We start from the raw sequence: 25,263 nt of genomic DNA, 5'->3' as shown, positions 1-25,263 counted from the left end.
GTGCAACACTACGGTCATATTTGACATGCAACATATCGGCTTGAAACCCTTTAAATTCGGGGCTCTTGCGCGTTTTGCATTTGCATTTTTCTGATGCGTTTTGCATCCGCGCGGCCCCTGCTTTCACCATGCCTTCCTTTCGATACGAAGCCACCGACGCGTTAGGCAAAATCGTGCGCGGCACGATAGATGCCGACACCGAACGCGGCGCCCGCAACCAGTTGCGCGGCCGTGGCTTGTTGCCCTTGTCCACGGCATTGGCGGCGCGCGCGGAAGGCCTGGGCGCCAGCCTGCGCACCCGCTTGTCCGACGCCGACCTGGCGTGGCTGACGCGTCAGCTGGCCAGCCTGCTGGCCGCGCGCCTGCCCTTGGATGCCGCGCTGTCGGCCACGCTGGAGCAAGCCGAAAAAAAACATATCGCCGCCACGCTGGGCAGCGTGCGCGACGACGTGCGGGCCGGCCATCGCTTGTCGACCGCGCTGGCCGCCCGGCCGCGTGACTTTCCCGAGATTTATCGCGCGCTGATCGGCGCGGGCGAAGAGTCCGGCGACCTGGCGCAAGTGATGGAAAAGCTGGCCGACTACATCGAAGAACGCAACACCTTGCGCAGCAAGGTGATGACGGCATTCATCTACCCTGCGGTGGTGGCGAGCGTGTCGGTCATCATCGTGATTTTTCTGTTGGGCTATGTGGTGCCGCAGGTGGTGTCCGCGTTCAACCACGCCAAGCAGCAACTGCCTTTGCTGACCCGCGTGATGCTGGGGCTGTCGGACTACGTGCGCGAATGGGGCGCGGTGACGGGCGTGGCGCTGGTGGTGGCCATTGCGCTGTGGCGCTATACGTTGCGGGCGCCTGCCGCACGGCGCGCCTGGCATGCGCGCGTGCTGAAGCTGCCGTTGGCGGGGCGCTTTGTTTTGGGCGTGAACGCCGCGCGCTTTGCCTCCACGCTGGCCATCTTGTGCGGCAGCGGCGTCGCCTTGTTGACTGCGCTGGAAGCCGCGCGCCGCACCTTGGGCAACGATGTGCTGCGCCTGGCGGTGGACGAAGCATCGGCGCGCGTGCGCGAAGGCGCGGCGCTGTCGGCGTCATTGGGTGCGCAGAAAGTGTTCCCGTCGTTGCTGGTGCATTTGATTGCCAGCGGCGAAAAAACCGGCCGCTTGCCCGAGCTGCTGGACCGCGGCGCGCAGAACCTGTCGCGCGATCTGGAACGGCGCGCCATGGCGATGACGGCGCTGCTGGAGCCCGCGCTGATCCTGCTGATGGGCGGCTTTGTGCTGCTGATCGTGCTGGCGGTGATGATGCCGATTCTGGAAATGAACCAGCTCATCCGCTAGAAGTACGAAGGCGCTCGCCCCGATGCCGGAGCGAGCGCCTTGACTAAGATGACGTGGCCGCGATGGCGGTCAACAGGCGGCGCGGATCACAGCGCTTCTTCGTCGCTTTCGCCGGTGCGGATGCGGATGGCTTGTTCGACGGGCGACACGAAAATCTTGCCGTCGCCGATCTTGCCGGTGCGCGCGGCCTTGACGACGGCTTCGATGGCGGCTTCGACCTGATCGTCGGGCAGCACAACTTCAACACGGATCTTGGGCAGGAAGTCCACCACGTATTCCGCGCCACGATACAGTTCGGTGTGGCCTTTCTGACGGCCGAAACCCTTGACCTCGGTGACGGTCAAGCCGCTGACGCCGACTTCGGCCAGCGCCTCGCGGACTTCGTCGAGCTTGAAGGGTTTGATGATGGCGGTGACTTGTTTCACGTTGGTCGTCCTGGGTGTTTGATCTGTTGCGGCGCCCGGGCCGCCGCTTGCAAGGCGGCCAAAGCGCGATGAATAAGAGAATAACACCGGGGCCCGCCGCGCAAGCGGGCCGCCAGCGTCATTGCGGGAGAACCCCGATCAGGCGCCTGGTTCGGCGTCTGGAATGCGTTCGGCGTCGCGCATCCACACCACCGATTCCGAATCGCTGGGCGCGCGCCAATCGCCGCGCGGCGACAACGAGCCGCCCGAGCCCACCTTCGGCGCGTTCGGCACGCAGGTGCGCTTGAACTGGCTGGTGCGGAAAAACTTGTCCAGGAAAATCTTCAGGTTGCGCTTGATGGCGGCCAGGTCGTACTGGTTGCGCACGACATGCCCGGCTTCCGGCCACGCGCCCGCCTCGCGGTCACGCCAGGCGGCCAGCGACAGGAACGCAACCTTGGTGGGCGCAAAGCCATAGCGCAGCGTGTAGTACAGGTTGAAGTCCTGCAATTCGTACGGGCCGATGGAATCTTCGCTTTTCTGAACGGGCTTGTCGTCCGCGCCGCCCGGCACCAATTCGGGGCTGACGTCGGTGCCCAGCACGTCCAGCAACACGGCGGCGCCCTCGTCGCCCAGGCGGCCAGACTCGGCCACCCAGCGCACCAGATGCGTGATCAGGGTCTTGGGCACGCTGGCGTTCACGCTGTAGTGCGACATGTGGTCGCCCACGCCATACGTGCACCAACCCAGTGCAAGCTCGCTCAAGTCGCCCGTGCCGATGACGATGGCGTTGCTGAAATTCGCCAGGCGGAACAGGTGGTTGGTGCGCTCGCCGGCCTGGACGTTTTCGAACGTGATGTCGTAGACCGGCTTGCCGTCGGCATAGGGGTGGCCCAGGTCTTTCAGCATTTGCAGGCAGCTGGGGCGGATGTCGATTTCGGACGCCGTGCAGCCCACCACCGCCATCAGCCGGCGCGCCTGTTGCAGCGTGCGGGTGCTGGTGGCGAAGCCCGGCATGGTCACGGCCAGGATGTTCGACCGCGGCAGGCCCAGCGTATCCATGGCCTGCGCGCACACCAGCAAGGCGTGCGTGGAATCCAGCCCGCCGGAAATACCGATGACCACCTTCGCCATCTTGCTGGCCGACAAGCGCTGCACCAGCGCCTGCACCTGGATGCTGTAGACCTCTTTGCAGCGCGCGTCGCGGCGTTGCGGGTCGGCCGGCACGTAGGGGAATCGCGCCACGCGCCGCTCAAGCGGCAGCTCGGCGTCATCCAGCGGCGGGTTCACCGGCACCGCCACGGTGCGGAACTTGCGCACCTCGTCCTGATGGCGGCGCACCGACTGGCCGAACGTGGTCTGGCGCATGCGCTCGCGCGACAGACGGTCCAGGTCCACGTCCGAGAACAGCAGATGGGAATGGTTCAGAAAGCGTTCGGACTCGCCCAGCAGCTCGCCGTTTTCGTAGATCAGCGCCTGGCCATCCCAGGCCAGGTCGGTAGACGATTCGCCCCGCCCCGCCGACGTATACATATAGGCGGACAGGCAGCGCGCCGATTGCTGCGCCACCAGTTGATGGCGGTATTCCGACTTGCCCACGACGATGTTCGAAGCGGACAGGTTGACCAGCACGGTCGCCCCGGCCAAGGCCGCAAACGACGACGGCGGGATCGGCACCCAGACGTCTTCGCAGATTTCAACGTGGAATTGGAACAGCGGCAGCTTGTCCATCTGGAACAGCAGCTCGGGGCCGAACGGCACCGTCTGGTCCAGCAAGCGGATGTCAGTAGCGGCCGCGCAATCGGCGGCGCTGAACTGGCGTGCTTCGTAGAACTCGCCGTAGTTGGGCAGGTAGCTCTTGGGCACCACCCCCAGAATGCGGCCGCCTGCCGCGACCACCGCGCAATTGAACAGTTGGTGCGACACGCGCAGCGGCGCGCCGACGATGACGGCGATGTCCAGCTCGGCCGTGGCGGCCACCACGTGGGCCAGCGCCGCTTCGCATTCGTCCAGCAGCGCTTTCTGGTGGAAGAGATCGTCGCAGGTGTAGGCGGACAGGCCCAGCTCGGGGAACGCCACCAGCACGGCGCCGCCCTGGGCGGCTTGCTGGGCCAATTCAATGGTCTGCGCGGCGTTGTAGGCCGGATCGGCGACCCGGCATTCGGGTACGCCGACCGCCACCCGGGCGAAGCCGTGGGAATACAGGTTGAAGAACGGGTTCGACATCGGGGTGATCGCCTGGAGTCAATAAAGACTTAAGTTCCAACCGGCGGATTATCTCATGGCGCCCCGGGGCCGCCAGGCCCCTGGCGCGGCATCATCCCGTCAGCCGGGCCGCGCTCAGGCGGCATGCCTTGCCCATCCGCAAGCGCCAGCCCTTGCCGGTCGCGTTCAGCGGCCAGCGCCGTCTGGATGGCGTTTTCACGCAGCTGGCTGCCCATGGCGCCGATATCCGCGCCGGACGGCTGCTGGTACAGGCGCAGGCCCAGCTCCGGCAGAATCGCCAGCAGGTGGTCAAAAATATCACCCTGGATGCGCTCGTACTCCACCCAGGCGGTCACCGCCGTAAAGCAATAGACCTCGACCGGGATGCCGTCGGCGGTGGGCTCCATCATGCGCACCATCATCGCCATGTCTTGCCGCACTTCCGGGTTCTGCTTCAGAAACGCCAGCCCATACGCGCGGAACGTGCCGATATTGGTCAGCCGGCGGCGGTTGGCCGGCACGCTGGCCAGCTCGCCCATCGTCTGATTGGCCTGCGCGATGTCGTGCGTCTTGGCTTGCAGATAATCATGCAGCAGCCGGAACCGCATCAGCCGCTGGGCTTCTTCGTCGGTCAGGAAGCGCACGCTGGATGCATCGATACGCAAGGTGCGCTTGATGCGCCGCCCGCCCGATTCAAACATGTGGCGATAGTTGCGATAGCTTTCCGAGAACAACTTGTAGGTGGGCACCGTGGTGACGGTGTTGTCCCAGTTCTGCACCTTGACGGTATGCAGGGCAATGTCTTTGACGAAGCCGTCGGCGTTGGACTGCGGCATTTCGATCCAGTCGCCAATGCGCAGCATGTCGTTGCTGGTCAGTTGCGTGCTGGCCACCAGTGACAACAGCGTGTCCTTGAACACCAGCAGCAGCACCGCCGACAGCGCGCCCAGGCCGGAAATCATCCATAGCGGGGAGCGGTCGATCAGGATGGAAAGCACCAGCACAGTGCACACCGCCATCAACACCAGCTTGCTGATCTGGATATAGCCCTTGATCGACCGGGTTTGCGCGCGCGTCGTGGCGGAATACGTGTCTTGCCAGGCGCTCAGCACGCCGGAGAACGCCACGAACACACAGATCCACGCGCCGGCATGCGCCAGCCGGCCCACCACCGACACCGCTTTTTCCACATGCGGAACCAGGCCGATACCCATCGACACCACGGCAAACGGCACCGCATACCAAAGGTTCTGATAGGCGCGGCGGCGTTGCAGGGCCTTGTCCCAATCGCCCCGGCCGCTCAGCACCAGCACCCGGTGCGCCAGCAGCAGCACGACGCGCGCGACCACCCACTGGACGAACAGCGCCGTCAGGATCAGTGCGCCAATGCCGACCAGCGTCTGCGCCCAAGCCTCGTGCGGCATGTGCGTATCAAGCTGGGTTACCAGTTCTTCCCATTCCAGGGGCATATTCTTCTGACTCGCTCTAAGGTCTTGAAACTAACCGGGGATTATCCGACAAGTCGCGCCCTGCCGCGGTTCCGGGGCGTTGAAATTGGGGCCATGCTACCCCCTTGCGTGCGCCGCCGGTTCGGCAGGCCCTATAATTCCGCCCATCATGGCAAACACTCCCTCCTCCGATCAAAACCAGTTCGCCAATAAGGCGCAGGCCTGGTCCGCCCGGTTCTCGGAACCGGTTTCCGAACTCGTCAAACGCTATACGGCGTCCGTGGATTTCGACAAGCGCCTGGCGCGTCACGACATCCAGGGCTCGCTCGCGCATGCAGACATGCTGGCCGCCCAGGGCATCATCGGCGCCCAGGACTTGGCTGACATCCAGCGCGGCATGACCCAGATCCTGTCTGAAATCGACGCCGGCAGCTTCCAATGGCTGCTGGATCTGGAAGACGTGCACCTGAACATCGAAAAGCGCCTGGTGGAACTGGTGGGCGATGCGGGCAAGCGCCTGCACACCGGCCGTTCGCGCAACGACCAGGTCGCCACCGACATCCGCCTTTGGCTGCGTGATGAAATTGACAACCTGCAAGACCTGCTGCGCCAGCTGCGCCACGCGCTGGCCGCCGTCGCGCTGGAGAACGCCGGCACCATCATGCCGGGCTTCACTCACCTGCAAGTCGCCCAGCCCGTCACCTTCGGCCACCACCTGCTGGCTTACGCCGAAATGTTCGGCCGCGACGCCGAGCGCCTGGCCGACTGCCGCCGCCGCGTGAACCGCCTGCCGCTGGGCGCCGCTGCACTGGCCGGCACGTCTTTCCCCATCGACCGCGAACGCGTCGCCAAGACGCTGGGCTTTGATGGCGTGTGCCGCAACTCGCTGGACGCCGTGTCCGACCGCGACTTCGCCATCGAATTCTGCGCCGCCGGCGCGCTGATCATGACGCACGTGTCGCGCCTGTCTGAAGAGCTCGTGCTCTGGATGAGCCCGCGCGTGGGCTTTATCGACCTCGCCGACCGCTTCTGCACCGGCAGCTCGATCATGCCGCAAAAGAAAAACCCCGACGTGCCTGAGCTTGCCCGTGGCAAGACCGGCCGCGTCAACGGCAACCTGGTCGCCCTGCTGACCCTGATGAAAGGCCAGCCGCTGGCCTACAACAAGGACAACCAGGAAGACAAGGAAGGCCTGTTCGACACCGTGGACACCGTGCGCGACACGCTGACCATCTTTGCGGACATGGCTGCCGGCATCAAGGTCAAGGCCGACAACATGCGCGCCGCCGCCCTGCAAGGCTTCGCCACCGCCACCGACCTGGCCGACTACCTGGTCAAGCGCGGCGTGCCGTTCCGCGACGCGCACGAAGTGGTCGCCCACGCCGTGCGCGATTGCGAACAACGCGGCTGCGACCTGGCTGACCTGTCCACCGACGAACTGAAGGCCTATCACGCCCAGATCGGCGACGACGTCCACCAGGTGCTGACGCTGGAAGGCTCCGTCGCCGCCCGCAAGCACGTCGGCGGCACCGCCCCCGAACGCGTGGCGGAAGAAGCCAAACGCGTCCTGGCGGAAACGGCCGAAGGCTGATTCCGGCTCTGGCTGGCTATGGTTGGCTAGGTAAAACAAGGCCCCCGATTGGGGGCCTTGTTGCGTTTGGGGCACATCAACAATGTTGAAAAATCGAAGCCCCCCAAAAAAAACAGGGGCAGCTTTCGCTCCCCCTGCGCAAAGGCCCTACGAGACACCTCGCCCGCCCCTGCGCGTGCAGAAACGAGCCGGTTCTCGTGCCGCCGGCGCGGCTGATTGCCAAGGCTGGATTACACGGGAATCGATGACCGGCGCGTATCACTGAAACTGGGTATTTTTTAAGGCACGTAGAGCGCGGGAAGGGGCGACAGGTGCGCAAGGTGCGATAGGCGCGACACGTGCGACACGTGCGATAAGCGCGACAGGCGCGAACGGCCCGAAAGGCAATTCGTACAGGAATGGGCACATCCAGTCACATCCGACTACGGGCCGGGCCAGGGTCTCCGATATGATCGCAACTCGTTGCGACCTGCCCCCTATTTGCTCCTCTATTTGCTCCTCTATTTGCTCCTCTATTTGCTCCTCTATTTGCTCCCACATTTGCGCCCCCTATTTGCGCCCCTTGTTGTGCCCCTCCATGCGCCTATCGCCCGCCACTCGCCGCCTTCACGCGCTACGCCCGTTGCGCCAACCCACCGTGATCGTTCTGGCAGCCCTGGGCCTGCTGGCTGCCAGCATCCACCCGGCAGCACTGGCGCAGACGGCGCGCAAGCCTTCTCCCTATGAGAACGCCCGCCCGCTGCGCCCGGATGAGCGGGCGGCCAAGCAGGCAGAGGATGCCAAGCACGGCGGGCCGGCGTATTTGAACCATGTCCGCACGCAGGCGGAATTCCAGCAACTGGCGCGCGTGTATAACGCCGGCACGCCGCTTGAGATTCCGCATGTGCTGTTCGTGATTGACCGGCGCCACGGCGACCGCATCTATTACATCGACACGCCACGCTATACGCTGCACGAGAACTTTGCGCGCGAACGCCGGCTGTTGCCGGACGCGGACAAGGCCACGCTGATTGCCCAGTACAAGGACCCCGACCGGCGTCTGCTGTTCGGCACCTTGAGCTGGCAGCGCGATCTGCCCGGCTACACCTACGAATTCTGGGAAGGCGACCGCGTGACGCCCGCGTTATTGCGCCTGACCGAAGACAAGCTGCGCGCGACCTTCTACGAGCCCGTGCGCTTCAAGGCGAACTCCACGGCGCAAGAGCAAACGGCGCAAACCGCCGGGCTGGCCGTGGTGACGCAAGAAGCGCTGTTGCGCGAACAGACGTTTCTGCCGCTGAACACCGGCCGTGCGCAGGGCCGCCTGCGCATTGTGAAGTCGGTGGAAGACACGCCGGATCTGGCGCCCACCGATATCGTGGTGCTGGACGAAGTGCCTGTCGCCATTTCGCCGGTCGCGGGCCTGGTCACCCAGCGGCCGTCCACCTTGTTGTCGCATGTGAACCTGCTGGCCAAGGGCTGGCGCATTCCCAACGCTTACGTGCGCAATGCCGTCTCGGCGCTGCGCCAGTATGACGGCCAGTGGGTGGAGCTGACCGTCAACAGCAATGGCTACCAGGTGCAGCCCATCGCCAAGCCCGAGGCCAAAGCCGATCCAACCCCCAATCCAACTCCCGGAACTACACCCGGAACTACACCCGGAACTCAACCCGGCACCAAACCCGACGGCAAACCCAGCGCCGCCGCCCTGCCCAAACCCGATCTGTCTGTCCGCGCGCTAAAGCCGCTGACCGGCATGGCCACGCGCGACAGCCGGTACTGCGGCGTCAAGGCGGCCAACCTGGGCGCACTGAAATCGGCGCTGCCGCCGCTGGCCAGCGTGCCCGACGGCTTCTGCATTCCATTCGCCCAGTACGCGGCATTCATCAAGCAACTGGGCATTCCGGCACGCATCGCCGCGCTGGAACAGCGGCCCGACTTCGCCCGGGACGCCAACGTGCGCCGCGCCGAACTGGCGGCATTGCGGCAAGACATCATCGCCGCCCCGCCCGACCCCGCGCTTGCCGCCGCCTGGCGCGAACGCTGGACCAAGCAGTTGCAGGGGCGCGGCGTGTTCGTGCGCAGCTCGTCCAATTCCGAAGACCTTCCGGGCTTCAGCGGCGCGGGTCTTTACACCACCGTGCCTAACGTGACGCAGGCTGACGCGTTGGCGCATGCCGTGCAAACCGTATGGGCGTCGGTCTATAACTTTGAAGCCTATGAGGCGCGTCGCGCGGCCGGTATCGGCCAGGATGGCGTGGTGATGGCGGTGCTGGTGCAGCAGGCGGCGGCGTCAGACAGTTCGGGCGTGATGATTACGCGCGATCCGTTTGATGCGTCGCGCCGCTACGTCACGTACATTTCCGCCAAGCGCGGGCTGGGCATCAAGGTGGTGGAAGGCAAGCGCCAGGCCGAACAGCTGATGTATTCGACTTGGTCCAAGGCGGTTCAGGTGCTGAGCCGATCGGCCGAGGACACGCAGTTGGTGGCCGACGCCGCGGGTGGCGTGCGCGAGGTGCCGATTGAAGGATCAAGACAGGTGCTGAATGATGCGCTCGTTGCGCGGCTGGCGGCCGTGGGCAACCAGATCAAGCTGCGCTTGGGCAATGTGGATCAGGATATCGAATGGGCCGTGCAAGGCGACAACATCATCGTCTTGCAAGCCCGGCCGTACATCGACGGCAGCCGGTAGCGGCGCTTGCCGCCACCGGCTGATCATCAAACCCGCCCAAGACGAATCAGATGTGCAGCGCGTGGCCCAGCGCTTTCAAAGCCGCTTCCTGCACCGCTTCGCCCAAGGTCGGATGCGCGTGAATGGTGCCCGCCACATCTTCCAGCGTGGCGCCCATTTCCAGCGACTGCCCAAACGCCGTCGACAGTTCCGACACACCGCGCCCCACCGCTTGCCAGCCCACGATCAAGTGGTTGTCGCGCCGCGCCACCACGCGGACAAAGCCGTCGGTGGACTCCAGCGTCATCGCGCGGCCATTGGCGGCAAACGGGAAGGATGCCGTCAAGCAGTCCAGCCCCGCGCCCTCTGCTTCCGACGGCGACAGGCCCGCCACCACGACTTCCGGGTCGGTAAAGCACACGGCGGGAATGGAAGCCGGCTGGAAATGCCGGCGTTTGCCCGCCACCAGTTCCGCCACCATTTCGCCCTGCGCCATCGCGCGATGCGCCAGCATCGGCTCGCCGGCAATGTCGCCAATGGCCCAGACGTCGCGCATCGATGTGCGGCATTGGTCGTCAATGCGCAGCGCGTTGCCCTTGCGATCCAGTTGCAGGCTTTCCAGGCCCCAGCCTTGCGTGCGCGGACGGCGTCCCACCGCGATCAGCACGCGGTCGGCCGGCAACAGCGTTTCGGCGCCGGACGTATCCTGAATACGCACCGCATCGCCCGCGCCGTTCAAGCCCAGCACCTTGCGGCTGACGTGCAGCGCCACGCCCATCTTCACCAGGGCGGCGGCAACGGGCTTGGTCAGTTCGGCGTCGTAGGTGGGCAGGATGCGGTCCTGCGCTTCCACCACGGCGACTTCCGCGCCCAGTTTGCGGTACACGGTGCCCAGTTCCAGGCCAATGTAGCCCCCGCCCACCACCACCAATTGCTTGGGGATGGACGTGGGCGACAAGGCTTCGGTGGACGACACCACGATGCCGCCAAACGGCATCGATACGAGCGGCGTGGGTTCAGAGCCCGCCGCCAGCAACAGGTGTTCGCATTGGATGCGCAGCGTGCCGCCGTCGGCCGTCGTGACTTCGGCGGTTTTGCCGTCCAGCAGGCTGGCCCAGCCCTGCACGACTTCCACGCCGTTCTTCTTTAACAGCGCGCCGACGCCGCCCGTGAGCTTGCCGACGATGCCGTCCTTCCACGACACCGTCTGCGCGATATCGATGGCGGGCGTGGCCACCGAAATGCCGAGCGCCGACTTGCCCGCGTAGTGGCGCGCCTTGTCGAATTCCTCGGCGGCGTGGATCAGCGCCTTGGACGGAATGCAGCCGATGTTCAGGCAGGTGCCGCCCAGTTGCGCGCCTTCGACCAGGATGGTCGGCACGCCCAGCTGGCCAGCGCGAATGGCGGCCACGTACCCGCCCGGGCCGCCGCCGATCACCAGCAAGGTCGTTGTCTTTGTGATCTGGCTCATGCTTACTCCACGAAAAGCAGCGCGGGTTGTTCCAGCAGCGCGCGCACTGCCTGGATGAAGCGCGCCGCGTCCATGCCGTCCACCACGCGGTGGTCAAACGACGACGACAGGTTCATCAGCTTGCGCGCCACCACGGCGCCATTGCGGAACGCGGGCCGCTCAACGATACGGTTCACGCCCACGATGCCCACTTCGGGATGATTGATCACCGGCGTCGTGACGATGCCGCCCAAAGGCCCCAGGCTGGTGATCGTGATGGTGGAGCCGGACAGCTCATCGCGCCCGGCCGTGCCGCTGCGCACGGCTTGCGCCAGCCGGCCGATCTCGGCCGCCATGGACCAGAGGTCGCGCGCTTCGGCGTGGCGCATCACCGGCACCATCAAGCCGCCATCGCTTTGCGTAGCGATGCCGATGTGCACGGCGCCGTAACGCGTGACCACGCCGCCTTCATCGTCATAGCGCGCATTGATCTGCGGAAAATCGCGCAGCGCCACGACCATGGCGCGCGCCAGCAACGGCAGCAAGGTCAGCTTGCCGCGCGACTCGCCCCATTTCTGGTTCAGCTGCACGCGCAAGTCTTCCAGTTCGGTCACGTCGATTTCCTCGACGTAGCTGAAGTGCGGAATGCGGCGCTTGGACTCGGCCATCTTCTGCGCGATCTTTCTGCGCAGCCCGATGACAGGCACCGCATCTTCGTCATGGCGTTCGACATACGCCGTGCCGCCGCGCGCAGCGTTGCCCGCCCCTTGCGATTGCAGATAGGCGTCCAGGTCCTCGTGCATGACGCGGCCGGCCGGGCCGCTGCCCGCGACGAAACGCAATTCAATGCCGAGATCCCACGCGCGCTTGCGCACGGCAGGCGAGGCCAAGGGTTTGTCGCCGGGTTGGCGCGGGACAACCGGCGCGGCCGGCGTTGCGCGCGCGGATGAAGCAGAGTGTGCCTTGGCAGGTGCAGCGGCCGGCGCCATCGACGCCGCGATCTGGCCGGCGATACCGCCGCCCGCTTTCCCGGCAGTCACCCCAGGCGCATCGCCCGCTGCCGGCTTGGCCTCCTGCGGCTTAGCCTCTTGGCGATTGGCATCTTGGCGATTGGCTTCTTGGCGATTGGCCTCTTGGGAATTGGCCTCTTGCAGCGCAGCCTTCGCCGGCGCCCCCGCACGCACATTGCCCTCGCCTTCCACTTCCAGGCGGATCAATTCCCCGCCCACGGCCATCACCTGGCCCACGTCGCCGCCCAGCGCCACCACCTTGCCCACGACCGGCGATGGAATTTCCACCGTGGCCTTGTCCGTCATCACGTCGGCCAGCGGCTGATCTTCGGCGACGGTGTCGCCTACCTTGACGTGCCAGCCCACCAGTTCGACCTCGGCAATGCCTTCGCCGATGTCAGGCATCTTGATGATATGAATCCCCATCTCACACCTCCATCGCGCGTTTGAACGCTTCGCCGACCCGGCGCGGGCCGGGGAAGTACGCCCATTCCTGCGCATGCGGATAGGGAGTGTCCCAACCGGTCACGCGCTCGACAGGCGCCTCCAGGTGATGGAAGCAATGCTCTTGCACCAGCGCAATCAATTCCGCGCCGTACCCGCAGGTGCGCGTGGCTTCGTGCACCACCACGCAGCGGCCGGTCTTCTTCACCGAGTTCACGATGGTTTCCAGGTCCAGCGGCCAGAGGCTGCGCAGGTCGATGACTTCGGCGTCGATGCCGGTTTCTTCGGCGGCCGTCAGCGACACATACACCGTCGTGCCGTACGTCAGCACCGTCAGCGCATTGCCCGGCCGCACAATGGCGGCGGAATCCAGCGGCACCGTGTAGTAACCCGTGGGCACCACACTGCCCGGGCGGCCGGTCCATGGCGTGACGGGGCGGTCATGGTGGCCATCGAACGGGCCGTTATAGAGCCGCTTGGGTTCCAGGAAGATCACCGGGTCATCGTTCTCGATGGACGCAATCAACAAGCCCTTGGCGTCATACGGATTGGACGGCATCACCGTGCGCAGCCCGCACACCTGCGTGAACATGGCTTCGGGGCTTTGGCTGTGCGTCTGGCCGCCGTAGATGCCGCCGCCGCAAGGCATGCGGATCGTCATCGGGGCGATGAACTCGCCCACCGAGCGGTAGCGCAGGCGCGCGGCTTCCGACACGATCTGGTCAGACGCCGGGTAGAAATAATCCGCGAACTGGATTTCGCACACGGGCCGCAGGCCATAGGCGCCCATGCCCACCGCCACCCCGACGATGCCGCCTTCAGAGATAGGCGTGTCGAACACGCGCGAACTGCCGTACTTGGTTTGCAGGCCTTCCGTGCACCGGAACACGCCGCCGAAATAGCCCACGTCCTGGCCGAACACCACCACGTTGTTGTCACGCTCCAGCATCACATCCATGGCCGAGCGCAAAGCCTGAATCATGGTCATCGGCGCAGAGGCCGGACCCACGTTGTTATCAATGGCCATGATCACACTCCGAGCTGCTGGCGCTGCCGGCGCAGATGCTCCGGCATGTCTTTGTAGACGTCTTCAAAAATGCTGGCGGCGCTGGGGACGTGGCCGTCCACCAGGGTGCCGTAGCTTTCCGCTTCCTTTTGGGCGGCAACGATCTCGGCGTCGAGTTCGGCGCGCACAGCGTCGTGCTCGGCGTCTGACCAGATGCCCAATCCGATCAGGTGCTTCTTGAAGCGCTCAATCGGGTCGCCCAGCGGGAAGTGCGCCCAGTCGTCGCCGGGCCGGTACTTGGAAGGGTCGTCGGAGGTGGAGTGCGGACCCGCGCGGTACGTCACCCATTCGATCAGGGTTGGGCCCAGGTTGCGGCGGGCGCGTTCGGCGGCCCAGCGCGAGGCGGAATAGACCGCCAGGAAATCATTGCCATCCACGCGCAGCGACGCAATGCCGCAGCCCACGCCGCGGCCCGCAAAAGTGGCGCCTTCGCCGCCGGCAATCGCCTGGAACGTCGAGATGGCCCACTGGTTGTTGACCACGTTCAGGATGACCGGCGCGCGGTAGACGTGCGCAAAGGTCAGCGCGGTGTGGAAGTCGGCTTCGGCGGTGGCGCCGTCGCCAATCCAGGCCGATGCGATGCGCGTGTCGCCCTTGATGGCCGAGGCCATCGCCCAGCCCACCGCTTGAATGAACTGCGTGGCCAGGTTGCCCGAAATCGTGAAGAAACCGTTTTCGCGATCGGAATACATCACCGGCAACTGGCGGCCCTTGAGGGGGTCGCGCTCGTTGGACATCAGCTGGCACATCATCGTCACCAGCGACACATCGCGCGACAGCAGGATGCTTTGCTGGCGGTAGGTCGGGAAACACATGTCGCCCTGCTCAAGCGCCAGCGCGTGGGCGGAGCCGATGGCTTCTTCGCCCAGGCTCTGCATGTAAAACGAGATTTTCTTCTTGCGCTGGGCGGTCAGCATGCGCCCGTCGAAGATGCGCGTTTTCAGCATGGCCCGCATGCCGGCGCGCAGCTGATCGTTGCTGATCTCGGGCGCCCACGGGCCGACGGCGCGGCCGTCGTCATCGATCACCCGGACCAGGCTGTACGCCAAGGCGCCGGTATCAACCGCGGCAACATCAATGGGGGGTTTGGGCACCTCGCCAGGCGGCGAAAGATGCAGATAGGAAAAGTCAGTCTTGCAACCCGGACGCCCTGTAGGCTCGGGGACGTGCAACTTCAACGGCCCATATTGGCTCATATTTTGTCTCCACGCTTGATCGTGTCACGCGTTTTCTTCCTACCAAGACATTGCCAAAGGCGTGTGACCCTAAGCGCTGCCATCGTCGGCCCGCGCATAGGGATAAATATGCGTGGCCGTCGACGAGATTAGCACAGGGGACAGGCTCGTTGAGGCGGGTCAGCCGTGCCGCCGACCCGCATCGCACTAGGGGTTTTTCCCTGGTTTACCAGCGGTAGCTCAGGGTGGCATAGAGCGTGCGCGGGTCGCCATAACGGCAGCCTGTGGCGCCCGCGCAAGCCAGGTAGCCGCGGTTGAACAGGTTGCGCGCGTTCACCGTCAACGACAGGCCAGAGAGCGTCGGGTCCAGCGCGCCGAAGTCATAGGCGGCCATGGCGTCGACCAGGAATTGGCCCGGCACGTTGGCGGGGTAACCGGGCAGATTCGTCGAGCTGGCGTAACGCACGCCCGCGCCCACGGTCAGCCCGGCCACGCCGGCGGCGGTCAGGTTGTAGTCGGCCCAGACAGAGGCGCTGTGCAGCGGCACCAATGCGATGCGCTGATCCACCAGCGACGGCACGGTGCTGCGCGTGGTGCGCGCATCGGTATAGGCATAGCTGGCCGTCAGGTTCATGGCGCCAAGGCGCGCTTTGGCTTCAAGCTCCAGCCCGCGAGAACGGGCGCGGCCGCTCTGCACGGAATAGGTGGCGTCGGCCGGGTCGCTCGTCAACGCATTGGTCTGCGTCAGGTCGTAGACGGCCGCGCTGTACAGCATGTTGCCGCCCGCCGGTTCATAGCGCAGGCCCAGTTCGTACTGCGTGCCTTTGGTGGGTTTGAAGGCATTGCCCGCGCGGTCCACACCGATGGTCGGCGCAAACGACTGGCTGGCGCTGACATACGGCGCCAGGCCGTTATCGGCCAGGTAGACCACGCCCACGCGGCCTGTGGTGGCCGTGTCGCGCAGCCGGGTCTTAGCGCCATTGGCGTAGTTGGTCTGATCGGTGTCGGCCCAATCCTGGCGCCCGCCCAGCACCAGCACCCATTTGTCCTGGATCTTGATCTGGTCTTGCAGGTACAGGCCCAGCGAATCGGAACGCGTGTTGATGCCGTAGTCGGCCGCGGTGTTCAGCACCGGCACCGCGCCATAGACGGGGTGGTAGATGTCGGCCAGCGCCGCCACGCTGCCCGAATGGCGATGCGAGTCATAGCCGCTGCGGTAATAGTCCAAGCCCGCCAGCAGCGTGTGCTGCAAGGGGCCGCCGTCCAGCTTCAGCTCCAGCGAGGTATCGGTAGCCACGCCATACGAATGTTCGTTGCGGCTGACCACGCCGCGCCGCAGGGTCTGGCCGTTGGCTTGCAATGCGCCGAAGCTCAAGTAATCCCAGTTGCCATCGGCCGTGAAGTAGCGGGCGCTTTGGCGCAGTTTCACGCGGTCGTTGAAGGCGTGCTCGAAGGCGTAGCCGATGGTGTAGGTGTCGGTGTCGTAGCGGTCGAAATCCGGTTCGCCGATGAAGAGGTCGCGCGGAATCTGACCGTTCAAGGTATTGGCGGCGGGCATGGGCGCGGCGAACCGTGTGCGAATGCGCTGATAGCTGGCCAACAAGGTCAGTGAGGTGGCGGCCGACGGCTGCCACGTCAGCGCGGGCGCCAGGTACGTCCGGTCGTCCGGCACGTGGTCTACCCAGTTGTCGGCGTTGCGGGCAAGACCCGTTAAGCGGTACGTCCAAGCGCCGTCCTCGGACAGCGCGCCGGTAAAGTCGCCCGACACCTGGCGCCGGCCATAGCTGCCCACGTCCAGATTCAGTTCGCGCAGCGTGTCGGCCGATGGCCGCTTGCTGACGCTGTTGACCACGCCGCCGGGGCTAAGCTGCCCGTACAGCACCGAAGACGCGCCGCGCAGCACCTCGACGCGCTCCAGGCCATAGGGTTCCTGGCCGCCGTCGTAAACGCTGGATTGCAGTTTCAGGCCGTCGCGCAATTGCCCGGAGTTGCCGGCCGCTACGTTGAAGCCGCGCAGCATCAGGTCATCGACCATTCGGCTGAAGGCGGGTGATTGCGATGACACGCCAGGCGTGTAGCCCAGCGCATCCGCCACCGACCCCGCTTTGATCACGCGAATTTGATCGCTGGTCACGACCGACACCGATTGCGGCGTCTCGATCAAGGGCGTGTCGGTCTTGGTGCCGGACAACGCGCGTTGCGCCACGTAGCCATCAACATGCCCGGTGGGCGATTCAAGGGAACCCGTCACGCGGACGGGCTCAAGCATTGTGGTGCTGTCGGGCGCGCGCCGGGCGCTGAGCGTGCCGTTGGCGGTGACGGCCAGCTCCAGGCCGCTACCGGCCAGCGCGCGCCGCGCCGCGTCTTCGGCGGTGTAATCACCCGCAATGGCGGGCGCATTGCGGCCCGCGACCAAGCCGGGGTCCACCGACACCGCGCGCCCGCTCTGGCGTGCGATACGCGTCAGCGTGTCGCCCAAGGCCGCGGCGGGCAAATCAAAATGCAGGGTGGCGCGGGCGGATGCGGGCGGCGGCGTTTGGCTTTGGCTTTGGTTTTGGTTTTGGCTTTGAGATTGCGCTTGCGCCAAGGGCGCGGCCAGGGCAATGAACAGCGCGGCGGTCAATGGCCGCAGCGGGTGACGATGAAACATGGAGGCTCCTGCAACAGTGTGGTGTTTCAGGAGGGATGTCCAACGACGCGAACAAAAGTGATCATTTATTTTTCAGCACGGGCGTCACGCAAGTCGATGCTGACAAACCATCCGCCCAAAACGCTGATGCTGATCGGCAAGGTCTGACGCAACGATTCCAGCGTGCGCGGAATGTCGTCCAGCGGAAACGCCCCCAACACGCGCAGCCTTGCGGCCGCTGGCGTAATGCGGATAAGGCCGCGCCGATACGGCCGCAGCGCGTCCACGACCGCGCCCAAGGGTTCGTCGTGCACGACGAGCATGCCGCTGTGCCAGGCGGCGGAATCGGCCAGCGCGGCGTCCGGCTGGCCGATTCCGTGCACATCAAATCGCACGCCCTGCCCGACTTGCAGCACCCGGCGCTGGCCGCCCGCGCGCACTTCAACGCTGTGCTCGACCACGCTGGCCAGGCTTGCGCCCTCCGCGCGCGCCACGCTGAAGACGGTGCCCAACGCCTGCACTTCGCCGTCGGCGGTGGACACGATGAACGGCCGCGCGGCATCAGAAGCCACGCGCGCATACACCGCGCCCGCCCGCAGGCGCACACGGCGCACGCCGGCGCTGAAGTCGACGTCAACAGCCGAACGCGCATTCAGCGTCAGTTCGCTGCCATCTTCCAAGGTGTAGGCGCGACGCTCGCCGGTCGCCGTGCGCAGGTCAGCGCTTAGCGTGCGCAAGGGCGTTTGGCGGTCCGCCAATGCGGCCACGCCGCCTGCCGTCAGGGCCAGCGCCAGCGCATTGCGCAACATCCTTCGCCGGGCGGGCGGGGTCATCAAGGCGGCGCCGGCCGCCTGCCGCTCCTCGCCTCTTTCCAGCATGGCAAACGACGCTTTGACGGCGCTGTTGACCGTATCCCACGCCGCAGCGTGGCGGGGGTCGGCCTGCCGCCACTGCTCAAACCGGGTGCGGTCGGCGGCGGCAACATTGCCTGAAGACAGCAGCACCATCCAGTCCACGGCCGATTCCAGATCGGCAGGCAACGCCGGCGCCGTCATACGGGCAAAGACAGGCGCGCCGCCACGCAAAGCGTGATGGCCTGTTTCATGTAGCGCCGCACCGTGATCACCGACGTGCCGATGCGCTGCGCGATTTCGGCGTAGCTGAGTTCATCCAGCTGGCTGTACAGGAAGGCTTGACGCGCCTTCAGCGGCAAGCGCTGCAAGGCGCGGTCGATGTGCATCAAGGCCTCGAGCACCAGCGCGCGGCTTTCTTCGCTGGGTGCGCTGGCTTGCGGCAAGCTGGCCAGGCTGTCGAGATATGCGCGTTCCAATTCCCGGCGCCGCCAGAAACTGAACAGCGTGCGTTGCGCCAGCGTGGTCAGGAAGGCGCGCGGTTCGCGGATGGCGCCGGTGTGCCGGCCAGCCAGCAGGCGCACGAATGTGTCGTGCGCCAGATCGGCTGCATCATGGCGGCAACCCAATCTGCGCCGCAACCACTCCTGCAACCAGGAGTGGTGGGCGTCATACAGCTCGGCGGCGGAAGGCTCCGGAGGCTGCGACGATGCGGTCATGGCAAAACGGCAGGGCTTAGACGGGGCCGGTCCATTCCGTGACGAAGTCGCGGAAGTCGGGGCGCTTGGCGGGCGGCACGGCGCAAGCCGGAGTGCCGATGGCCAGATAGCCCAGGAAGCGGTAGTCCAGCGAATCCAGGCCCAGCGCGTTCTGCACGTCTTCAACATACGTGCCCACGCCCGTGCTCCAGAAGGCGCCATAGCCCAGCATGTGGGTGGCGTTCAGGATGTTCATGACGGCGCAACCCGTGGCCAGCAATTGTTCGTGCTCGGGGATCTTGGTGTTGTCGTGCGCGATCTTCTGCGCCACGGCAACGAACAGCGGCACGCCGGCCATCCATTCACGCACCGATTTTTCTTTCTCGGGCGTCATGCGCGGGTCGCCACTGCGCTTGACCGCTTCCAGCGCCACGTCGGCCAGCTTGCCGATGGCTTCGCCCTGGATCACGACAAAGCGCCACGGACGCAACGCGCCGTGGTCGGGGGCCGACATGGCGGCTTGCAGGATCTGTTCAAGTTCGTCGGGTTTGGGCGCCGGGCCGCGCAGAAACTTGAAGGAGCGGCGCGTGGTCAGGGCGTGCAACGGAGTCGAAGTAGAAGTGGCGGTCATTGATTCTGGCGCAAATGTGAAAGAGATAGATTCTCATATTAAGCGATGGCGGCGTCCGGGTCGCGTATCTCCCGGCCCCCAGCAAGGGCATCCGGCCGGTAGACAGCCGGATTCCGCCTAGGCGTCAACCCAGGTGCGTATGCCGTTCCTGGCGTTCTTCAACCTGCATTTCGGACAGGCCGTGCAAGATGCCGCAGTCTTCCGCGTCGGGCCGCGCGGACAGGCAGCGCTGGCGCAATTCGGTCAGTTGGCCCTTTAGTTGCAGCAGTTCGGCGATGCGCTCATCCACGTGCGAGATGTGTTCGTCGAACAGTTCGTTAATAGGGCCGCAACCCGTCTGGTGGTTGTCGGCCAGGGACAGAATGGCGCGGATTTCGTCCTGCGTCATGTCCAGCGCCCGGCAGTTGCGGATCAGCCGCAGGCGCTCTAGATGGGCTTGCCCGTAGCTGCGGTAATTGTTCAGGCCCCGGTCGGGCGCGGGCAACAGCCCTTCCTTTTCGTAGTACCTGACGGTCTCGACCGTCGTGCCGGCCGCTGTGGCCAATTCGCCGATACGCATCGTGCCTCCTGGATCGCATCCGATTGAAATTTGGGCTTGACCCTATAGTAACTCCAAGGTGTGGAATGCCAACATCCGATTCAACAAGGCGAAGAACGATGGCTTTTCCTCCGGTCAAATCCCAACAGCCCTCCCCTGCAACGCAGGGCGACGCCTGCTGCGGCGGCCACGGGCATGCGCACGGGCAGAAGGATACGGGGCATGACGCCGCGCATGAGCATGCGGGCCATGAGCATGCGGGCCACGATCATGCGGGCCATGATCATGAAGGCCACGATCATGCGGGCCACGACCATGCGGCTCACAGCCATGACCACAGCCACAATCTCGATCACGCCCCCGCGCAGTCGCATGCCGCGGCGGCCTGCTGCGGGCATGACCACGGCGGGCAGGGGTTCATGGCATCCGCCTCTGGCACGGCCACCCTCACCGCTGGCCCTGGCCAGGTGCTGGCGCGCCTGCGCATCGGCCAGATGGACTGCCCCACTGAAGAAACCCTGATCCGCAAAAAGCTCGACGGGCTGGACGGCGTGCATGCGCTGGACTTCAACCTGATGCAGCGCGTGCTGACGGTGGTGCACGCCGAAGGCGCGCTGGACCGCATCGTGGCCGCCATCAAGTCGCTGGACATGACGCCCGAGCCGCTTGCCGATGGCGCGGCCGGCACGCCCGCGCCCGGGGCCAAGCCGGTGAACTGGTGGCTGATTGGCGGTTCAGGCCTGTTGGCCGCCCTGTCCGAACTCTCGCACTTTGCAAGCTGGCCTTTGGGCGTCACGGCGGCGCTGGCTGTCGCCGCGATTCTGGCGTGCGGCGTCAGCACTTATCGCAAGGGCTGGATCGCCGTGCGCAACGGCAACCTGAACATCAACGCGCTGATGAGCATCGCCGTCACCGGCGCTGTGCTGATCGGCCAGTGGCCCGAAGCCGCCATGGTGATGTTCCTGTTCAACGTGGCCGAGCTGATCGAAGCGCGTTCACTGGACCGCGCCCGCAACGCCATCCGCGGCCTGCTGGACCTGGCGCCGGAAACGGCCACCGTCCGCCAAGCCGATGGCTCGTGGCGCGACGTGCCCGCTGCGCAATTGCAAGTGGGCGACGTGGTGCGCGTGCGCCCCGGCGAACGCATCGCGGCTGACGGCATCATCGTCAGCGGCAGCTCTACCGTAGACCAATCGCCCATCACCGGCGAAAGCCTGCCCGTGGAAAAAGCGCAAGACGACCCCGTCTTCGCCGCCACGGTAAACGCAGCCGGCTCGTTTGAATATCGCGTCACGGCCGCGGCCGGCAACACCACGCTGGCCCGCATCATCCACGCCGTGGAACAGGCCCAGGGCGCGCGCGCCCCCACCCAGCGCTTCATCGACCGCTTCTCGCGCATCTATACCCCCGCGGTGGTGGGCGTGGCCGTGCTGGTGGCCGTGGCGCCGCCGCTGCTGTGGGCGCAGCCCTGGTTTGACGCGATCTACCGCGCCCTGGCGCTGCTGATCATCGCCTGCCCGTGCGCGCTGGTGATCTCTACCCCCGTCAGTATCGTCAGTGGCCTGACGGCGGCGTCGCGGCGCGGCATTCTGGTCAAGGGCGGCGTGTATCTGGAAGAAGGCCGCAACCTGAAATGGCTGGCGCTGGACAAGACCGGCACGCTGACGCACGGCAAGCCGGTGCAAACCGATCTGCAAGAGTGGGACGTGTCCGACACCACCCGCCAGCCGGCTGCGTTGATCGCAGCGAGCTTGGCCGCCCGCTCGGATCACCCCGTGTCGCTCGCCGTGGCCAACGCCGCACGCGAGGCCGGCAAGACCTTGCTGGAAGTCGGCGCCTTCACCGCCCTGCCCGGCCGCGGCGTCAGCGCAACGCTGGATGGCGTGACCTATCAGTTAGGCAACCGCCGCCTGATGCGTGAACTTGGCGTGTCCACCGACAAACTGGAAGCCCGGCTGGACGAGCTGGAACGCCAAGGCAAAAGCGCCATCGCGCTGACCGACGGCACGCGCGTGCTGGCTTTGGCCGCCGTAGCCGACACCGTCAAGCCCACCAGCGCCGCCGCCATCGCCGACCTGCACGCGCTAGGCGTGCGCACGCTGATGCTGACGGGCGACAACACGCCCACGGCGCAAGCCATCGCCAAGCAAGTCGGTATTGACGAAGCCCGCGGCGATCAACTGCCCGAAGACAAGCTGGCCGCCATCGAAAGCAAGTTGGCGCCCGAGGGCAAGGTCGGCATGGTGGGCGACGGCATCAACGACGCGCCAGCGCTGGCGCGCGCCGACATCGGTTTTGCGATGGGCGCGGCAGGCACCGGCACGGCGATCGAGACCGCTGACGTGGCCTTGATGGATGACGACCTGCGGAAAATTGGCACCTTCCTGCGCTTGTCGCGCGCCACGCACCGCGTGCTGATCCAGAACATCGTGCTGGCGCTGGGCATCAAGGTGGTGTTTCTGGCGCTTGCCATGACCGGCCACGCCACCCTGTGGATGGCGGTGTTTGCTGACGTGGGCGCGAGCCTGCTGGTGGTGGCCAACGGCCTGCGCCTGCTGCGCGCGGCAAACTGACTGGGCGGGATCGCCGGCGGAATTGCTTGCTGAATCGCTAGCTGAACTGCTGACTGAATCGCTGATTGAATCACTGGCTGACCGTTCGAACAGAACGGTTCAGCCAGAGCAGGACAGGATGGCAAAGCGAACGGGCGTCAGCCCGTTTGTTCTTCCTGCGGCCAATCGCGCAGTACGGGCGCATCCGGTGCGCCGGGGCCGACATCGCGCAGGTGCTCGTGTTGCAGCAGCGCCATGCGATAGGCGTCGCGATAGGCGCCGTTCGAGAAGAACTCTTCCTTCATCAGCCCTTCGATCTGGAAGCCGCAACGCTCGTACACGTGCACGGCCGCGGTGTTGTCTTTGTCTACCACCAGGTAGACCTTGTGCATGTTCAGCACGCGAAATGCGTAGCCGACCGCGATGCGGGTTGCCGCCTTGGCGTAGCCCCGGCCCTGATAGCTGGGCGCAATGATGATCTGGAATTCGGCACGGCGGTGGATGTAGTCGATTTCCACCAGTTCCACCAGGCCGGCGGGTTGGCCGGTGTCGTGCTCGATGATGAAGCGCCGCTCGTTCTGATCGTGCAAGTGGCGGTCATAAAGGGCGACCAGTTCGTCGTAGGCCTCGTAAGGCTCTTCGAACCAATAACGCATGATGACGTCGTTGTTGTTGATCTTGTGCACAAAGTGCAGGTCGCCGCGCTCCAGGGGGCGTATTTTGATATCGGATATGACCGACATAGAAACCTCCGAAAGTGTTGCCATTGTATTCGAAGCCGCCCCCAAACGCCCGTCACATGGGAAATCCAGAATTTTCTTGAGTATTCATGCGGGTTTCAGGACATAAATGCCTGGAAATCATTGTCATTGCTTGATCTAAGTCCAAATACTTTCTCAAAACCGTAACGCCATGCGTCGCTGAAACCGGCCGTCCGCCTGCCAAACTTAACCGTGATCGGCTATTGCTGAACCTGCCATCGTCTCCAATAATTCCCGGACCCCTGAACCCACGGACTCAAGACCGAGAGGAAACGACATGCACATCCTGGTGGCTGGCTTCCAGCACGAGACCAATACCTTTGCGCCGTCCAAGGCGGGGTATGACAACTTTGTCCGCGGCGAAGGCTTTCCCGCCATGGTGCGCGGTGAAGCCATGCTGGCGCTGCGCTCGGTCAATATTCCGGCAGGCGGCTTCATCAACGCCATGCAGGCGCAAGGCCATACCGTGCACACGGTGATCTGGGCGGGCGCCAGCCCCTCGGCGCATGTCACGCGCGACGCCTTCGAACGCATCGCGGGCGAAATCCTGGACGCCGCGCGTGCGGGCGGCTTTGACGCGGTCTACCTGGACTTGCACGGTGCGATGGTCACGGAACATCTGGACGATGGCGAAGGCGAATTGCTGGTGCGCGTGCGCCAGATCGTGGGGCCGGACGTGCCGGTTGTCGCCAGCCTGGACCTGCACGCCAATGTCACCGCGCAGATGCTGCAAGAGGCCGACGCACTGGCCGCCTTCCGCACCTATCCGCACGTGGACATGGCCGATACCGGCGAACACGCGGCGCGGCTGCTGCTGGCCCGCATCGCCGCGGGCAAGCAATGGGCGCGCAGCGAACGCCGCCTGCCCTTTCTGATTCCGATCAACGGCATGTGCACGATGCTGCAACCGTCGCAAGGCGTGTACGACACGCTGGCGCAGCTGGAGCAAACCCCGGGGGTCGCGTCCATCTCGTTTGCGCCCGGTTTTCCGGCGGCGGATTTTCCGGAATGTGGCCCGGTGGTCTGGGCGTATGGCACCGATGCAGCGGCCGTGGAACAGGTCACCGACACGCTGTATCGCCAGGTGCTGGAACTGGAACCGCAATGGTCGCCCGACTTTCTTGAACCCGCCGAAGCCGTGCGGCGCGCGCAGGCGCTGGCGGCGGGCGCATCCCGCCCTGTCGTGATCGCGGACACGCAAGACAACCCCGGCGCGGGTGGCGACGCCAACACCACTGGCATGCTGCGCGCGCTGGTCGAAGCCAATGCGCAGAACGCCGCGTTGGGCCTGTTCTACGACCCCGACGCCGTGCGCGCCGCCACCGCCGCCGGCATCGGCAACACCGTGACGCTACAGCTGGGCGGGCAATCGGGCGTGCCGGGCGACTCCGCCTTTACCGGCGACTTCGTCGTCGAAACGCTATCGCCCGGCAAGCTGCGCTTTGACGGGCCGATGATGCATGGCATGGATGTGGACCTGGGCGCGGTGGCCGGCCTGCGGATTGGCGGGGTACGCGTTGTCGTCAGCGCCAGCAAGGCGCAGATGCTGGACCGCAATCTGTTCCGTGTCGGCGGCGTGCAGCCCGAAGAAATGGGGATTCTGGTGGTGAAGAGTTCGGTGCATTTTCGCGCCGACTTCCAGCCCATCGCGCACGAAGTGCTGGTGGCCAAAGCGCCGGGGCCGATGCAGGCTGACCCCGCGGATCTGCCGTGGACGCGCTTGCAGCCGGGCATTCGCGTGCGTCCGCAAGGTCAGCCGTTCGGAGGCTGACGGGCTGGCTGCGGCGTAAGCAGGGAAGCCAGGGCCGTAGAGGCGGGTCCAGGGG

Annotated in this window: 19 protein-coding genes; 5 read left to right on the top strand and 14 right to left on the bottom strand. The window is 65.4% G+C overall.

The features are described 5' to 3' along the window. Positions 1 to 128 precede the first annotated feature (128 nt). A complete protein-coding gene (gene gspF, locus ACFZAI_RS22270; protein WP_391568952.1) occupies positions 129 to 1,334 on the top strand; it encodes a type II secretion system inner membrane protein GspF in 1,206 nt (401 codons plus the stop codon). Positions 1,335 to 1,420: 86 nt separating this feature from the next. Here the strand turns inward: gspF and ACFZAI_RS22265 are convergent, their stop codons facing one another. From ACFZAI_RS22265 to ACFZAI_RS22255, 3 genes are all read right to left on the bottom strand, one after another. Next, positions 1,421 to 1,759, bottom strand: coding sequence for a P-II family nitrogen regulator (locus ACFZAI_RS22265; RefSeq protein ID WP_006218942.1), 339 nt, complete (start codon positions 1,757 to 1,759; stop codon positions 1,421 to 1,423). Between the two features lie 138 nt (positions 1,760 to 1,897). After that, complete coding sequence (locus tag ACFZAI_RS22260) at positions 1,898 to 3,964, bottom strand: NAD(+) synthase (RefSeq protein ID WP_391568951.1); 2,067 nt, start codon at positions 3,962 to 3,964, stop codon at positions 1,898 to 1,900. A 53-nt stretch (positions 3,965 to 4,017) separates the two neighbouring features. Next, complete coding sequence (locus tag ACFZAI_RS22255; protein WP_391568950.1) at positions 4,018 to 5,412, bottom strand: mechanosensitive ion channel family protein; 1,395 nt, start codon at positions 5,410 to 5,412, stop codon at positions 4,018 to 4,020. A 148-nt stretch (positions 5,413 to 5,560) separates the two neighbouring features. Here ACFZAI_RS22255 and argH point away from each other — a divergent pair, with 148 nt between their 5' ends. Further along, positions 5,561 to 6,982 carry an argininosuccinate lyase gene (gene argH, locus ACFZAI_RS22250; RefSeq protein WP_391568949.1) on the top strand — a complete coding sequence of 474 codons (1,422 nt, stop codon included), beginning with the start codon at positions 5,561 to 5,563 and terminating at the stop codon, positions 6,980 to 6,982. 577 nt (positions 6,983 to 7,559) lie between these two features. Further along, entirely contained in the window at positions 7,560 to 9,653 is a 2,094-nt protein-coding gene (locus tag ACFZAI_RS22245; RefSeq protein ID WP_391568948.1) for a PEP/pyruvate-binding domain-containing protein, read from the top strand. A 46-nt stretch (positions 9,654 to 9,699) separates the two neighbouring features. On the opposite strand, the gene lpdA is transcribed toward ACFZAI_RS22245, so the two are convergent. The 10 genes from lpdA to ACFZAI_RS22195 form a co-directional block, all read right to left on the bottom strand. After that, complete coding sequence (gene lpdA, locus ACFZAI_RS22240; protein WP_391568947.1) at positions 9,700 to 11,103, bottom strand: dihydrolipoyl dehydrogenase; 1,404 nt, start codon at positions 11,101 to 11,103, stop codon at positions 9,700 to 9,702. 2 nt (positions 11,104 to 11,105) lie between these two features. Then, positions 11,106 to 12,518: a dihydrolipoamide acetyltransferase family protein gene (locus tag ACFZAI_RS22235; protein ID WP_391568946.1), complete on the bottom strand. Its 1,413-nt coding sequence runs from the start codon at positions 12,516 to 12,518 to the stop codon at positions 11,106 to 11,108. Position 12,519: 1 nt separating this feature from the next. Further along, a complete protein-coding gene (locus ACFZAI_RS22230; RefSeq protein WP_391568945.1) occupies positions 12,520 to 13,563 on the bottom strand; it encodes an alpha-ketoacid dehydrogenase subunit beta in 1,044 nt (347 codons plus the stop codon). A 2-nt stretch (positions 13,564 to 13,565) separates the two neighbouring features. Next, positions 13,566 to 14,798 carry a 3-methyl-2-oxobutanoate dehydrogenase (2-methylpropanoyl-transferring) subunit alpha gene (locus ACFZAI_RS22225; protein ID WP_391568944.1) on the bottom strand — a complete coding sequence of 411 codons (1,233 nt, stop codon included), beginning with the start codon at positions 14,796 to 14,798 and terminating at the stop codon, positions 13,566 to 13,568. A 205-nt stretch (positions 14,799 to 15,003) separates the two neighbouring features. After that, entirely contained in the window at positions 15,004 to 17,427 is a 2,424-nt protein-coding gene (locus ACFZAI_RS22220; RefSeq protein ID WP_391568943.1) for a TonB-dependent siderophore receptor, read from the bottom strand. Between the two features lie 65 nt (positions 17,428 to 17,492). Next, complete coding sequence (locus ACFZAI_RS22215) at positions 17,493 to 18,446, bottom strand: FecR family protein (RefSeq protein ID WP_391568942.1); 954 nt, start codon at positions 18,444 to 18,446, stop codon at positions 17,493 to 17,495. An 11-nt stretch (positions 18,447 to 18,457) separates the two neighbouring features. After that, complete coding sequence (locus tag ACFZAI_RS22210) at positions 18,458 to 18,976, bottom strand: sigma-70 family RNA polymerase sigma factor (protein ID WP_391568941.1); 519 nt, start codon at positions 18,974 to 18,976, stop codon at positions 18,458 to 18,460. 16 nt (positions 18,977 to 18,992) lie between these two features. After that, a complete protein-coding gene (locus tag ACFZAI_RS22205; protein WP_391568940.1) occupies positions 18,993 to 19,586 on the bottom strand; it encodes a nitroreductase in 594 nt (197 codons plus the stop codon). A 124-nt stretch (positions 19,587 to 19,710) separates the two neighbouring features. Continuing rightward, the gene (gene cadR, locus ACFZAI_RS22200; RefSeq protein WP_391568939.1) at positions 19,711 to 20,145 is read right to left on the bottom strand and encodes a Cd(II)/Pb(II)-responsive transcriptional regulator; all 435 of its coding nucleotides are present in this window, start codon (positions 20,143 to 20,145) and stop codon (positions 19,711 to 19,713) included. A gap of 80 nt (positions 20,146 to 20,225) precedes the next feature. Continuing rightward, positions 20,226 to 20,498: a hypothetical protein gene (locus tag ACFZAI_RS22195; protein WP_391568938.1), complete on the bottom strand. Its 273-nt coding sequence runs from the start codon at positions 20,496 to 20,498 to the stop codon at positions 20,226 to 20,228. A 45-nt stretch (positions 20,499 to 20,543) separates the two neighbouring features. On the opposite strand from ACFZAI_RS22195, the gene ACFZAI_RS22190 reads away from it, so the two are divergent. Further along, positions 20,544 to 22,697, top strand: coding sequence for a heavy metal translocating P-type ATPase (locus ACFZAI_RS22190; protein ID WP_391568937.1), 2,154 nt, complete (start codon positions 20,544 to 20,546; stop codon positions 22,695 to 22,697). 137 nt (positions 22,698 to 22,834) lie between these two features. On the opposite strand, the gene speG is transcribed toward ACFZAI_RS22190, so the two are convergent. Further along, positions 22,835 to 23,419 carry a spermidine N1-acetyltransferase gene (gene speG / locus ACFZAI_RS22185; protein WP_006218930.1) on the bottom strand — a complete coding sequence of 195 codons (585 nt, stop codon included), beginning with the start codon at positions 23,417 to 23,419 and terminating at the stop codon, positions 22,835 to 22,837. A 295-nt stretch (positions 23,420 to 23,714) separates the two neighbouring features. Between speG and ACFZAI_RS22180 the strand changes: the two genes are divergently transcribed. After that, entirely contained in the window at positions 23,715 to 25,208 is a 1,494-nt protein-coding gene (locus ACFZAI_RS22180) for a M81 family metallopeptidase (protein WP_391568936.1), read from the top strand. Positions 25,209 to 25,263: the final 55 nt, after the last annotated feature.

Origin of the sequence: Achromobacter sp. NPDC008082 (assembly GCF_042957345.1) — a bacterium.
Lineage (GTDB): Bacteria > Pseudomonadota > Gammaproteobacteria > Burkholderiales > Burkholderiaceae_B > Achromobacter > Achromobacter kerstersii_A.
This window is presented reverse-complemented; position numbering and strand designations above follow the sequence as displayed.

What these genes read in the sequence shown, in the direction of transcription:
- ACFZAI_RS22190 (WP_391568937.1), top strand. Translation starts at nt 20,544, where the DNA reads ATGGCATCCGCCTCTGGCACGGCCACCCTCACCGCTGGCCCTGGCCAG.
- ACFZAI_RS22220 (WP_391568943.1), bottom strand. Translation starts at nt 17,427, where the DNA reads ATGTTTCATCGTCACCCGCTGCGGCCATTGACCGCCGCGCTGTTCATT.
- ACFZAI_RS22255 (WP_391568950.1), bottom strand. Translation starts at nt 5,412, where the DNA reads ATGCCCCTGGAATGGGAAGAACTGGTAACCCAGCTTGATACGCACATG.
- ACFZAI_RS22230 (WP_391568945.1), bottom strand. Translation starts at nt 13,563, where the DNA reads ATGGCCATTGATAACAACGTGGGTCCGGCCTCTGCGCCGATGACCATG.
- ACFZAI_RS22205 (WP_391568940.1), bottom strand. Translation starts at nt 19,586, where the DNA reads ATGACCGCCACTTCTACTTCGACTCCGTTGCACGCCCTGACCACGCGC.
- ACFZAI_RS22195 (WP_391568938.1), bottom strand. Translation starts at nt 20,498, where the DNA reads ATGCGACTGCGCGGGGGCGTGATCGAGATTGTGGCTGTGGTCATGGCT.
- gspF (WP_391568952.1), top strand. Translation starts at nt 129, where the DNA reads ATGCCTTCCTTTCGATACGAAGCCACCGACGCGTTAGGCAAAATCGTG.
- ACFZAI_RS22235 (WP_391568946.1), bottom strand. Translation starts at nt 12,518, where the DNA reads ATGGGGATTCATATCATCAAGATGCCTGACATCGGCGAAGGCATTGCC.
- ACFZAI_RS22245 (WP_391568948.1), top strand. Translation starts at nt 7,560, where the DNA reads ATGCGCCTATCGCCCGCCACTCGCCGCCTTCACGCGCTACGCCCGTTG.
- ACFZAI_RS22260 (WP_391568951.1), bottom strand. Translation starts at nt 3,964, where the DNA reads ATGTCGAACCCGTTCTTCAACCTGTATTCCCACGGCTTCGCCCGGGTG.
- argH (WP_391568949.1), top strand. Translation starts at nt 5,561, where the DNA reads ATGGCAAACACTCCCTCCTCCGATCAAAACCAGTTCGCCAATAAGGCG.
- speG (WP_006218930.1), bottom strand. Translation starts at nt 23,419, where the DNA reads ATGTCGGTCATATCCGATATCAAAATACGCCCCCTGGAGCGCGGCGAC.
- ACFZAI_RS22180 (WP_391568936.1), top strand. Translation starts at nt 23,715, where the DNA reads ATGCACATCCTGGTGGCTGGCTTCCAGCACGAGACCAATACCTTTGCG.
- ACFZAI_RS22225 (WP_391568944.1), bottom strand. Translation starts at nt 14,798, where the DNA reads ATGAGCCAATATGGGCCGTTGAAGTTGCACGTCCCCGAGCCTACAGGG.
- ACFZAI_RS22210 (WP_391568941.1), bottom strand. Translation starts at nt 18,976, where the DNA reads ATGACCGCATCGTCGCAGCCTCCGGAGCCTTCCGCCGCCGAGCTGTAT.
- lpdA (WP_391568947.1), bottom strand. Translation starts at nt 11,103, where the DNA reads ATGAGCCAGATCACAAAGACAACGACCTTGCTGGTGATCGGCGGCGGC.
- cadR (WP_391568939.1), bottom strand. Translation starts at nt 20,145, where the DNA reads ATGCGTATCGGCGAATTGGCCACAGCGGCCGGCACGACGGTCGAGACC.